Annotated in this window: 12 protein-coding genes; 3 read left to right on the top strand and 9 right to left on the bottom strand. The window is 59.4% G+C overall.

What is annotated here, in order from left to right:
* Positions 1–49 precede the first annotated feature (49 nt).
* Genes SE16_RS02085 through SE16_RS02075 form a run of 3 tightly spaced genes read right to left on the bottom strand, consistent with a single transcriptional unit; the run spans position 50 to position 1,630 of the window.
* Entirely contained in the window at positions 50–622 is a 573-nt protein-coding gene (locus SE16_RS02085) for a phosphatase PAP2 family protein (RefSeq protein ID WP_060687136.1), read from the bottom strand.
* Positions 623–626: 4 nt separating this feature from the next.
* Complete coding sequence (locus SE16_RS02080; RefSeq protein ID WP_054493239.1) at positions 627–989, bottom strand: hypothetical protein; 363 nt, start codon at positions 987–989, stop codon at positions 627–629.
* A 5-nt stretch (positions 990–994) separates the two neighbouring features.
* A complete protein-coding gene (locus SE16_RS02075) occupies positions 995–1,630 on the bottom strand; it encodes a cyclodeaminase/cyclohydrolase family protein (RefSeq protein ID WP_054493240.1) in 636 nt (211 codons plus the stop codon).
* A gap of 240 nt (positions 1,631–1,870) precedes the next feature.
* Between SE16_RS02075 and greA the strand changes: the two genes are divergently transcribed.
* On the top strand, positions 1,871–2,347 hold the full coding sequence (greA, locus tag SE16_RS02070; RefSeq protein ID WP_054493241.1) for a transcription elongation factor GreA: 477 nt from the start codon (positions 1,871–1,873) through the stop codon (positions 2,345–2,347).
* A gap of 73 nt (positions 2,348–2,420) precedes the next feature.
* On the opposite strand, the gene SE16_RS15880 is transcribed toward greA, so the two are convergent.
* Positions 2,421–3,599 (bottom strand): glycoside hydrolase family 99-like domain-containing protein, encoded by a 1,179-nt coding sequence (locus SE16_RS15880; protein ID WP_161804500.1) that lies wholly within the window; start codon positions 3,597–3,599, stop codon positions 2,421–2,423.
* A gap of 330 nt (positions 3,600–3,929) precedes the next feature.
* On the opposite strand from SE16_RS15880, the gene SE16_RS02060 reads away from it, so the two are divergent.
* Together SE16_RS02060 and SE16_RS02055 are read left to right on the top strand one after the other, a co-directional pair.
* Positions 3,930–5,450: a carboxypeptidase M32 gene (locus tag SE16_RS02060; protein ID WP_200907347.1), complete on the top strand. Its 1,521-nt coding sequence runs from the start codon at positions 3,930–3,932 to the stop codon at positions 5,448–5,450.
* 12 nt (positions 5,451–5,462) lie between these two features.
* Complete coding sequence (locus tag SE16_RS02055; protein WP_060687132.1) at positions 5,463–6,548, top strand: COX15/CtaA family protein; 1,086 nt, start codon at positions 5,463–5,465, stop codon at positions 6,546–6,548.
* Positions 6,549–6,625: 77 nt separating this feature from the next.
* Here SE16_RS02055 and SE16_RS02050 read toward each other — a convergent pair whose 3' ends face one another.
* The 5 genes from SE16_RS02050 to SE16_RS02030 all read right to left on the bottom strand — a co-directional run bounded on the left by SE16_RS02050 (position 6,626) and on the right by SE16_RS02030 (position 11,650).
* Positions 6,626–9,088 (bottom strand): ArnT family glycosyltransferase, encoded by a 2,463-nt coding sequence (locus tag SE16_RS02050; RefSeq protein WP_054493428.1) that lies wholly within the window; start codon positions 9,086–9,088, stop codon positions 6,626–6,628.
* Between the two features lie 75 nt (positions 9,089–9,163).
* Positions 9,164–10,171: a glycosyltransferase family 2 protein gene (locus tag SE16_RS02045; RefSeq protein ID WP_082381963.1), complete on the bottom strand. Its 1,008-nt coding sequence runs from the start codon at positions 10,169–10,171 to the stop codon at positions 9,164–9,166.
* Positions 10,172–10,283: 112 nt separating this feature from the next.
* Complete coding sequence (gene def, locus SE16_RS02040; RefSeq protein ID WP_054492648.1) at positions 10,284–10,826, bottom strand: peptide deformylase; 543 nt, start codon at positions 10,824–10,826, stop codon at positions 10,284–10,286.
* A gap of 249 nt (positions 10,827–11,075) precedes the next feature.
* A complete protein-coding gene (locus tag SE16_RS02035; RefSeq protein ID WP_054492647.1) occupies positions 11,076–11,318 on the bottom strand; it encodes an RHS repeat-associated core domain-containing protein in 243 nt (80 codons plus the stop codon).
* A 92-nt stretch (positions 11,319–11,410) separates the two neighbouring features.
* On the bottom strand, positions 11,411–11,650 hold the full coding sequence (locus tag SE16_RS02030) for a hypothetical protein (protein ID WP_054492646.1): 240 nt from the start codon (positions 11,648–11,650) through the stop codon (positions 11,411–11,413).
* Positions 11,651–12,186 lie beyond the last annotated feature (536 nt).

Here is a 12,186-nt window from a genome sequence, read left to right as displayed (position 1 = left end):
CAGCCGCATACTCTACCAAAATTAGCGCATTCGTCCAATGCCATTTGCCTTACGCCAATCCGAGACGTGCCAACATCCGCGCCACGCCTTGCATCACAGGCAACGCGCGCGGCTCACCATAGCGATACCACGTTTCCGCCGCCGCAATGCCCAACACCCACCCACCAATCACATCGAACGGGTAATGCACGCCGACGTAGATACGCGCCACCCCCATCGCCACCGCCAGCAAGAGCAACAGCCCCCCCACACGCCGGTTGTGTCGCCACACCAACCAGCCCAACGCCGCCAGCGCCGTGGCGGAATTGGCGGGGAACGAGGGGTCGCTGGGGCGGTAGAAGAGTAACACCACATCATCATGTGTGGTGAATGGGCGAGGACGCCGCCACATCAGGTTGAGCGCCTTCACAACGATATTCGCCCACACGAACGCCACCAACCCGCTGAACGCCATCACACGCTCGCGGTCGCGGCCGCTAAGCCAGAAGAAGACCAGCACGCTGAACGCCATCGTCGGCAACATGTAATCGGTTGCCAGGAAGAACATCACCCCATCAAGGGGCGGCCACTGCCCCGCCAACCCGTTGATGAGGCGAAAGAGCATCCAATCCAAAGCACCCATTGGCTCACTCCACCCGTGCGCCGCCCCACGCCAGCAGGCGCGTCAGCACAAGCGCCACGAGATAGGCGCTCGCCAACAAAATAGCCGTTTCCGCCGTCGCCGGCCCAGGGGCGCGTAGCCAGCGCTGGTTGGTCAGGAAAAAAGCCAGCAACGCGCCCCCCCACAGCACCGCCCCGGCGGGAATCGCCAGGCGTTCAGGGAGCCAGCGCAGCGTCGGGCGTTGCCAGTAGCCGGCGGCCACCTGCATAAGCCCCATAAAGGCAAGCACCATCCAGGCAAAATAGGCCACCGCCAGGCGCGGCTCAATCCAATTGTTGAGCACCGTCACCGAACGCCCAAAGACGGTAATGGTGATACCATCCAGCATTGGCGCTACCCCAAAATGCGGCGATAGACCGTTTCCACGGCTTTGTCTTTGTATTCAGCCTGCACGGCACGCAAGGCTTCGACACGCTCGCGCACCTGCGCGGCAAACGCCTCATCATCTAACAACGAAAGATTGATCGCCACGTTGAGCAACGCCGTTTCAAAAGCCGCATTCGCCAACTGCACACCGGCGCCGGCGTCGCTGATAGCGTTCTTGTTGCCCTTTTCGGCAAGCGGCACCGCCAACTCAAACAGGCGCGCCGCCTGTTCAGCCATGCGCAGCGGCACCTCCGTCGCTTCTTTCAGCGCCTCGCGAATCGCTTGTTTGCGAGCGGCTTTCTGCTCATCGGTCTCGCGCGGCAGGCGATACGCCTCCATCACACGCTCAAACACCTGCGCGTCCAATTCCGCCAGCGCCGTCAATTCCACACGAATCGCCTCCGCCTGCTCGCGAATGGCCTTCATCTCTTCCTCAACATCGGCGTACTTCTTCCGCCCAATGGTGAGGTTCGTGACCATCGAGATAAGCGCCGCGCCCATAGCCCCCGCCAAACCGGCAGCCGCACCGCCGCCCGGCGCTGGGGCGTCGCTCGCCAATGCGTCCAAAAACGTTCCAATCGTCTGCTCACGGAAGGCATGCATTGTTCTTCCTCCATGCACGGTTTTGGTTCGACAAGCCCAAGCAGCATGTGAAGAATATCACGAAGAAAAGAGGTTGACAACCAACCATTTGAAGCCTCGACGATGGTCTATTCTGCGATATCAATTGACCAAAAGACGCTATTCGATATAATAAGCGCCGTCTTCGCCAAAAGCGTTGTGAGAACTGAGGGGCGTCCCTCAGTTCTCTTGTTTCAGCAGATAGAGAGAGGATTATCGGCTATGAGCACGCACCAAAAACCCACTTTGTTGACACCAGAGGGGAAAGCCAAGCTCGAAGAAGAATTGCGCTACCTGAAAGAAGTGCGCCGCCCCGAAGTTGCGGAGATGATTCGCCGCGCACGCGAAGAAGGCGACTTGCGCGAAAACGCTGGCTACGATGAAGCCAAGCGGGAGCAAGCCTTTGTGGAAGGGCGCATCCAGCAACTGGAAGAGCTGTTGCGCCACGTGCAGGTGATTGATGAGGCCGCCAAAGCGCAAGGCGTCGTCACCATTGGCTCAACGGTGGTGGTGCGCGAAGAGGGTGGTCCTGAGGAGCGCTTCACCGTCGTCGGCTCAGCCGAAGCCGACCCCGCCAACGGACGCATTTCCAATGAATCGCCCATTGGCAAGGCGTTGCTGGGGCACAAAGTGGGCGACCGTGTAGAAGTGCAAACGCCGGGCGGCACCATTGTGTTCGAGATTGTCGCCATCGAATAATTCAGACCACGAAGCAGAACAAAAACGGTGGGGCGATAAAGCCCCACCGTTTTCATTTCACCCCTGCACGATTTCACTTGAATTGCGCTGTAAATTCCGCCGTCATACGGTAGTAGAGGTCGCCATACTGCACGCTGGGCTCAATGTACGTCCCCTCCACCCATTCATTCCAGGAATTGATCCACAACACGTCGGGAAGGCTTTGCATCGCCGCGTTGAAGGTGGCGCGGTAGAACGCGCCGTTCTCGCGGTCGCGGCGGTGGGGCTCACTCGGCACGCGGATGTCAGGTTTACAGCCGGCGCGCGTATCATCCCAGCCGGGCATCAGCGTGGCAACCCACAATTTGGGCTGGCCGGTTTGTTGTTCCCACGAGCGTACCCACCCCGCCCAGCGCGGCATTTTGACGTAGTCGTTCGGCCACTTCGCGTGCGTAATTTTGTGCACATACAAGCCATCAAACACGCTCAGGAACGAGGGGTCCAGCCCCTCGGCAATCCACCAGGCGCTATGGTTGGGGTCCACCTGGGCGCGAATGGCAGCCCATGCTTCTTGCGGGGTTTGCCCACCCGTGATGGGAACGCGATAGACATCGGTGAAGAAAATCACGGGACGCCCCGCCAACCGCAAGAAGTTGGGGTGTCCGGCGTAGGTGTTGAGAATGTAGGCAATGGCTTCGGCGACGTTTTGCTGGTTTGGCGCAGGCGAGCCGTGCCAGATATGGCGATGGAAGACAACGGTTGAGCGGAAAGGTGTGCCCGCCGATTGCGCCAGCAAGGTTTGGAAATTGCGATCGGTTCGTTCCCCCGGAGCAAACCAGTTGAGCGTGAAGCCGTCAATGCCGACGGCAAGCGCCTGTTCAATGTGGCGGCGAATCGCCCCGGCGTCATCGGAGTGGTACGGTTCGAGCGGACGGTCGCCCGCGCTGATGTTGCAGGCATCCCACTTGTCACCATCATACCATGCAAAATAGTTCGCCAACACCACCCGTTCTACCCGCTGCACCGGTGTGGGGGTCGGCTGTGGTGTTGGGGTGGGCGGCACCGGCGTTGGCGTAGCCGTCTGTGTCGGCGTGGGGGTGATGGTTGCCGTCGGCGTCGGCGAGGGCGTAGGGGTGTTGGTGGGGGTCGCCGTCGCCGTTGGGGTAGGGGTTTCTGTTGGAAGCGGCGTAAACGTCGGGCGCAGGGTGGCAGTTGGACTTGGCGTTGGCGAGGGCGGTTCCGGCTGCGCAGCCGCCTCGCCCGAAGATTGCATGGCTATGCCTTCTACATTTTGGCAAGCAACGCTCCACAAACTCAAAACTGCCATGAAGACTATCAACCATAGGCGTGTACGACGCATGAGAATAGGCCTCCTTTTATCCAGCGTTGGGTTGATAAGACGACGGAGTAAAGCAATTGGTTACGTCGAAGAAGTACGCCGGTGTACACGAGGGGGAGCATAAGCACTTTTTTCAAAAAAAGACAATGGTACTCTTGGGTGAACCGCAGGAACAATCTCCCAAAACAGACAAGGTGCATGGACAAACTGCCAAACCTGGATACAATGCGAGGCATTGCAAAAAAGTTCACAAAGGAGTGTCCCGTGGTCGAACAAAAACTTGCCGAACTCAAAGCCCGTTTGCTGGAAGTGGACAACATCAACGCCGCCGCTTCGGTGTTGTCGTGGGACCAATCCACCTACATGCCGCCGGGGGGCGCTCAGGCGCGCGCCCGCCAACTGGCAACGTTGCAACAACTCTCGCATCAAAAATTCACCGACCCCGCCATTGGGCGCTTGCTGGACGACCTGCAAGCCTACGCCGAAAGCCTGCCCTACGACCATGACGACGCCGCGCTCATCCGCGTCACCCGCCGCGAGTACGAACGCGCAACCAAAATCCCGCAAGACCTGGTGGCGGCATTGTCGGCGCACATCTCGCAATCCTATGCGGCATGGGTGGAAGCCCGCCCGGCAAACGACTGGGCGCGCATGGTGCCGCTTCTGGAAAAAACCGTTGAGTTGAGCCGCCGCATTGCCGATTGCTTCCCCGGATATGAGCACCCAATGGACCCGTTGATTGAGTGGGCCGACCCCGGCATGACGGTGGCGACGATTCGCCCACTGTTCGCCAAACTGCGCGACAACCTGGTGCCGCTTGTGGAAGCCATTACCGCCCATCCACCCGCCGACGACAGTTGCCTGCACCGCACCTATCCGGAAGACCGGCAACGCGAATTCGGCGAGCGCGTCATTCGCGCCTTCGGTTACGATTTCAACCGCGGGCGGCAAGATAAAACCGCCCACCCGTTCATGATCAAATTCTCGATTGGCGACGTGCGTATCACCACCCGCTTCAAAGAAAACGACCTGAGCGAAGGTCTGTTCAGCACGCTGCACGAAGCGGGGCATGCGCTCTACGAGCAAAATGTGGATTGGGCATACGAAGGCACACCGCTCGCCAACGGCGCATCAAGCGGCGTGCACGAAAGCCAATCGCGGCTGTGGGAGAACCTGGTGGGGCGTAGTCGCCCCTTCTGGGAGCACTACTACCCGCACTTGCAAGCCACTTTCCCCGAACAACTTGGCGACGTCTCGCTGGATACGTTCTACCGCGCCATCAACAAAGTCCAGCGCTCGCTCATCCGCACCGACGCTGACGAAGTTACCTACAATCTGCACGTGCTGATTCGTTTCGACCTGGAAGCCCAACTGCTGGAAGGCTCGCTCGCGGTCAAAGATTTGCGCGACGCCTGGAACGCACGCTATGAAAGCGATTTGGGCATCACGCCGCCGGACGACGCCCACGGTGTGTTGCAAGATGTGCACTGGTTTGGCGGGGTTGTCGGTGGGGCGTTCCAGGGCTACACGTTGGGCAATATCATGAGCGCACAAATTTTCAACGCCGCCGTCAACGCACATCCCTCTATCCCCGATGAGATTCGTCAGGGGCAGTTTGAAACCCTGCGCACGTGGCTCACCGAAAACATTTACCGCCACGGCGCAAAATTCTTGCCGCTGGAACTCATCGAACGCGCAACCGGCAAACCTTTGGACATTGCCGATTACATTGCCTATCTGCGCCGCAAATATGGCGAACTCTATCCGGAAGCCGTCAAGGCATAAAGGAGGCAAACCATGAGCATCCGTGCCATTCGCAAAGACCCCATCACGGCCTGGCTTCTTTTGGTGGCGTTTCTCACCTTCTTCATGGTGGTGTTGGGCGGCTACGTGCGCCTCTCACGCGCCGGCCTTTCGATCGTGGAGTGGAACGTCATCACGGGCGTGGTGCCGCCGCTGAGTGAAGAAGCCTGGCAACAAGAATTTGCCAAGTATCAGCAGACGCCGGAGTACCAACTGGTCAACAAAGGCATGTCGCTGGAAGAATACAAGGAAATTTTCCTCATTGAGTGGTTCCACCGTCTGGTGGGGCGCATTGCGGGGTTGCTGGTTGTGGTGCCGCTGATTGTGTACGGCATCCGCGGCATCATCCCCTGGCGCGAATCGTGGCGGTACTGGCTCATCGCCGCCCTGTTTGGCGTGCAAGGGCTGATTGGCTGGCTGATGGTGGCGAGTGGGCTGGTGGATCGCCCCGCGGTGAGCCATTTGCGCCTGACCATTCACCTGCTGACCGCCCTCACGCTTTTCGCCCTCACGCTCTGGATGGCGTTCAATCGCATCTACGCCGACGAAACCATCCGCCGCCCCGCCTCACCCACGCTGACACGGCTGGCGTGGGCGCTGCTGGTGGTGCTGGTGGTGCAAATCGCCTATGGCGGGCTGGTTGCCGGGCTCAAAGCGGGGCACGTTTCGGACACGTGGCCGCTGATGTTCGGCTATCTTGTGCCGCCCAAACTGCTGTCGGTGATGGAACCGTGGTGGGTCAACTTGTTTGAAACGCCGCTGACGGTGCACTTCATTCACCGCTGGTTTGCGTTTGTCGTCGCGGCAGTCGTCGTTGCGCTCGCGGTCGCCGTGCGCCGACAGGGATACGATGATGAAGTGATTGCCAGCACCAACCTGTTGCTGGCGCTGGTGGTTGTGCAGATTTCGCTGGGCGTGAGCGTCGTCATCTTTGGCGTGCCCAAATGGCTGGCGATCGCCCACCAAGGCACCGCTGTGCTCCTGCTTGGCACAACCATTTTCCTGCTTCACCGTCTGCGCCGCGCCGCACCGGCTGCGGTCGCTGTGCCGGTTTCCTCGCAACAACGCGCCCACACCTGAGAACCCAACGCTGAACCATACACAAAAACGCCCGCCAGCGCGGCGGGCGTTTTTGTTTTCTGCCACGTATCTCCCCCTCAGGGAGCAACCACCTCAACTGTACCGAGCAGAACCGCATCGCTCCCATCGGGCAGGCGCAGACGTTCACCCGTCTGCCACCAGTACGCCCCAGCAATCAGGCGATAGGTGCCCGGCGGCGCATCAGCGGGAATGGTGAGACGGTAGGTGTCTTGCACCACCTCGCCCACATCCCACGCCGTGGTGGGGTAAAAGCCGCCTTCGGGTTGGCGGTCGTTCTGCGCGACGAGCACACCATCGGCGTTGAGCAACTGCACAAAGAAGGTGTAATCGCGCGCCAGAGGCGCGTCGGCGCGCCAGGCAAGCGTTATGGCAATTTCGCTGCCAGGTGTGAGGCGTGCGGGGCGTTCGTTTTGCGCCACCAGCACCAATCCGCCCTCAAAGGCGGCGTTCAGCGCCACAGGCGGCAGGGGTGGACGCTCCCCAACCCAAATGTAGTCCACCGTCCAGGCGTCGCCCACCGGCTCGCCTTCCGCGTTCAAAATAGGCAATCGTTCAAGCGTATCGAGCAGGTACAAGCCGGTCTGCAAGCGATACCGCCCCGTGGGTGCATCCGCCGGAATGGCAAGCGTATGCTCATCAGGATACTCAGGCTGCTCGCCAATGTGGAACAACCACGTCGGCATCACGCCGTCCACCGGCGGCGCATCATCCTGGGCAAGCAGGCTGCCGTCGGGCGCTTCCAGATGGAAGAAGACGTTGTATTCGTCCCACACCTTGCCCAACGCCGTCCACGCCAGCATGGCGTTGAGCGTTTCACCGGGCATCACATGGTCGCCGGTCAATTCGACGCGCCGCAAGCCAACTTCGTTCTTGAAATTGACAGGCGGCTCATAGGTGTGCACCACCGGACGCGGCGGCACATCGCGCCAACCATCCGCCCGCAGGACGGCAATACCCCGGTCCATGAAAACCACGTCCATCTGTTCCACCACCATGCGCACAAACGCGGGTTCGTAGCGTGTCGCCAGACGATACCCGTCAACCAAAAAGTAGGTGTGCGGATGTGTGCGGATGACCTCTTCCAATTGTTCAACCGTGTTCAGCAAGGGCGCACCTGTCCAGCGGTCAACCCAGACACCATCGCGCCGAATGACATACTCCTCGTAATCTTTCTGAATGGCGTAGTAGTCGCAAGGACCAAAGACGGCGGCGCACGCCGGCGGTTGCGGCGTCAGCACGGCGTCGCCCGGTTGGCGGTGTTCGGCAATGTACGCCAGCGCCAGGTCGTAGCCTTCCACCTGCTGGCGCAACGTGCGCACCGCATCGGGAACGAAGAGCGCCATCGCCACGATTGCGAGCCCAAGCGCGCCCTGTTCACGCAGGCGCGGCGAGCGGACAAAGCGGTCCCACGTCCAGACGATGCCCGCCGCAGCCGGCAAAAACCAGAAGGGCACAATCATGAAGATGTAGCGCATTTCGCGCCAGGTTTGCCCCACAAAGAGCAGAATGACCACAAACACAGCGCCAAAAAGCCAGAGGTAGTAGAGCGTCGCCTGATAGGACGTGGCAATGGTGCGCAGGGCTGCGCATCCATCCAGCAGGCATGTACGCCACGAATCGAAACGCCAGGCGCGGCGGGCTTCGCGCAGAGCCATCACCAGCGCCACCAGCACGAAAAGCGTGAGCACAAGCCGCGCGGGTTCATAAAAGAAAGGACCGTACTCCTCCCACGCCCCGCGAATGTCGAAAATCAACCCCACGTAAGGGCGGCGCGCCTGAATGGTCTCGAAGTAGCCGGGCTGCCCGACTTTCTCGATCAGGTAGCGCACCCCCATGGCAATCCACGCCCCCACATGGGCAAGCACGGCATCGGGGTGGCGGAAGAAACGCACGCCCCGCCACGCCACAATAGCCGCCACCAGCGCCGGATAGAGCAAAATCGTTTCTTCCTGGCTGAACAACGCCAGCACAAACAGCACCACAAACCAGACATGCAGGCGCGCCCGGCGTCGGGGGTCTTGCGCCCGTACCGAGGCATACGTCACCCACGCCGTCAGCAGGACGAACAGTTGCAACTGCATGTAGAAGCGTGCACGCGCGCCCCACACAATTTCTTCGGGCGCCAGCACCATCAGCGCCGCGGCAACCAACCCCACCCGCGCGCCAAACTGCCGACGCCCCACGTGATAGACGGTGACGATCGTTGCCAACGCAAACAGGATGCTGGGAATGCGCGCGACCAGCGGGTCGTACCGATACGCCAGGAACGCCGCTTCGACGTAAGAGGCGAGAATACCGCGCGTGTAGAGCACACCACTCGGCATACGCGGCACGCCCAATTCCAAAATGCGCTTTGCCGCCCACATGGTGGTAAATTCGTCCACAAAGAGGCTGATTTCACGCGCGTACTGCCAGCGCACCCACGCCGCAACTGCAAGAAAGAGCGCCAGCAAGACGCCATAGGTGCGCGGTGCAAGCGAAACCGGCTTTTCTGTTGCGTCTGTTGCTTCGACGTTCACCTTCCTGCCTCCAAACGTGCAAAACGGCACAGGTGTTGTGCCTGTGCCGTTGCGTGGCTTTGAGACGCAAGCGGCTCACGCTTCATCGGCGTTGAGCACTTCGCGTACAACGTAAATAGGTTTGCCCTGGCTTTCGTGGTACGTGCGGATAATCATCTCCGCCAGCAAGCCCATGGTAATCAACTGCACCCCAACGACCACCAGCAAGACAGCCAGCAACAGCAAGGGGCGTCCGCCGATATTCTGACCTTCAACAATTTTCAAAAATGAAAGGTACAGCCCCAACAGAACACCAATGCCCGCTGAAACCAGCCCCATCGTCCCGAAAACGTGCAAGGGGCGCGTCGAGTACGTCCCCAAAAACCAGACCGTAATCAGGTCGAGAATCACGCGAATGGTGCGGCTAATGCCATACTTTGATTTGCCAAAGCGGCGCGGATGGTGATTGACGGGCACCTCGGTGACCGCCCCACCCACCTGGCTTGCAAGCGCCGGAATGAAGCGGTGCAATTCGCCGTACAAGCGCACTTCGCGCAGCACCTCGGCGCGATAGGCTTTGAGCGAGCACCCGTAATCGTGCAAGCGCACTTCGGTCACGTTCGAGATGAGGCGGTTGGCAATCATCGAGGGCAATTTGCGGTCCAAAAAGCGGTCTTGGCGGTTGATACGCCAGCCGCTCACAATATCGTACCCCTCTTCGATTTTTGCCATGAGTTTGGGAATATCGGCGGGGTCGTTTTGCAAGTCGGCGTCCATGGTAATGATGACCTCACCCCGCGCATGGTCGAATCCGGCGGCAAAAGCGGCGGTTTGCCCAAAGTTGCGGCGCAACCGCACAATCTTGAACCGCTTGTCTTTTTCGGCGATTTGCCGCAACAGGGGATAACTGCCGTCGGTCGAGCCGTCATCCACAATGATGACTTCGTAGGGCTTGCCGTATGCTTCAAGGGCTTCGGTCAGTTTCTCATAAAGGTGTGGGATGCTTTCTTCTTCGTTATAAAGGGGAATCACCACCGAGATGTATGGCGCAGACGCCTGCTCGGCGGTGTGAATATCAGTTGTCGAAACCGCTGTTTGAGTCATTGGCTTGTTCCTCCTTCACCACATGCGACAGGGGAGTATAGACCGCCCCCCACGTTCGTCAAATGAAAAGAGGGCGCATCCAGGTGCGCCCTCACAGAGACGATTGCTCGGCTTATTCGGCGACTGTCTCTTCCTCTTCGCCTTCTTGCACTTCCCAAAACCGGTCTGGCGACGTCAGGCGGTCGGTGTAGAGAATGCCGTTCAAGTGGTCAATTTCATGCTGCAAGACACGCGCCAAGAACCCTTCGGCTTCAATGCGGCGCGGTTTGCCCCACTCATTGCGTCCAATCACCACAATGCGCGTGTGGCGCATCACTTCACCAACGTAGCCGGGAATGGACAGACACCCCTCGATACCCGCTTCCATCTCTTCGCTTGCTTCCACAATTTCCGGGTTCACCAGCGCGAACGGTTTGCCAATCCAGGGGCTGCCGACATTCGCTCCCTCATCCTCTTCGTCGGCGGGGACTTCGACGACAATCACCCGCTTCAATTCGGCAATCTGAGGACCAGCCAGCCCCACGCCGTGCGCCGCGCGCATCGTTTCAATCATATCGCGCACCAGCGCCCGCAATTCGGGGCCAAACGTTTCCACCGGCTGGGCTTTTTCACGCAACACGTCATTTGGAACAGTCACGATTTCACGCAACGGCATAGGTTTTGCTCCTTACTTCATTCCTCTTGCTGACGTCCGCCAGCATTCTAGCATACTCCCACATGGGGCGAAAATAGCCGCTTAGCGACGACGCGCCAACCAAACCAGCCCCGTCCCATCTTCTGCCTCTTGCCAGGCGGCTTGTTGTGGGTCGAAAGCACGCCACTGCTGAACAACCACCAACCCAGCGCCCGCGGGCATCCCCGGCGGAAACGTTGGGGCGCACGGCTGCGCGCCCAGCGTACCGCTTCAGCGCCTGAGGGGCGCCGGCCGGGGGACGAGGGTGTCGGGCTGGATGAAGCGACCGAGGGCGGGGTCGTAGTAGCGGGCGTTGTAAAAGTAGAGCCCCAGGGCGTCGTCCCAGCGCTGGCTGGTGAAGCGGCGGTCGGTAGGAAGGGTGCCGCTGCGCCAGCGCACCTCACCGAAGGGCAGGTAACGCTGCTGCGCCACCACCTGCCCCGTGGCCGAGACCACCAGGCTGGCGCTGCCCAAGAGATGGGATTATCCCTTGTAAAAGGACACCGTTCCATTTCTACAGTGGGAATGGACTGCTTGTCAAAGCGGCATGTACTTCATACGCCTGTTCAGCTTTTTGTTTTAGTCATTGAGCCACGGAGTAATTTCCCGGTTTGTGTATCGCGCATATCGACGACAAGGTGTCCTTCCTTCAGCCAGCGTATTATGTCAAATAGGCCGTGATGTGGAAAAAGGGAAAATTTGCGTCCGTCCTCGGTTTTGAGGGAGAAGGGCAGCCAGCCCACTTCTCCTGTTAGAATCTCGTACGCTTCATATGGCTCAATCACAACTACTTTTACATGTGCCATCAAAGTACTCCTCCCTACTACCTAACCAATTTTTCAAGGCGGAGTATTTTGACTTGAACAGGATCTACTGTCCAATACTCTACTCCAAAGCCTGCACGGAAGCCCGGCCGTAAGGGCCAAACCCAGGGTTGAACTCTTCGTGGCCCAAAGATGCGAGGCTGATTTAGGATTTGAAAATCTATTCTGTATTGAGGAGTATTAGGTAAAGCTAAACGAGAAGTGGCTTCCTTAGCCGACTTGTATATGTCTGTAGTGAAATAAGTCTCACCCGGGCGACCACCGCGAAGCAATCCTGTTTCTTCAATGGCTTGCAATTCGCCCTCCGAGATATAACGGCTGTAATATCCTGGATATCGTGCCCGAATGAGGGCAAGGTCCATACTTCGACCCACGCCGGAAACTACGGCGCCCACCGCTGCATCGCGAAGAATATCCTCCGGTCTACCCAGGCCTTCGGTGATAGCCTGCCCGGTGAGCGCGTTCTCCGTGGCAATGGCCGCCTGCCCGCCACGGCTCCACTGATGGCCCCGGAGGCT

This window comes from Ardenticatena maritima (assembly GCF_001306175.1).
Classification (GTDB): Bacteria; Chloroflexota; Anaerolineae; order Ardenticatenales; family Ardenticatenaceae; genus Ardenticatena; species Ardenticatena maritima.
This window is presented reverse-complemented; position numbering and strand designations above follow the sequence as displayed.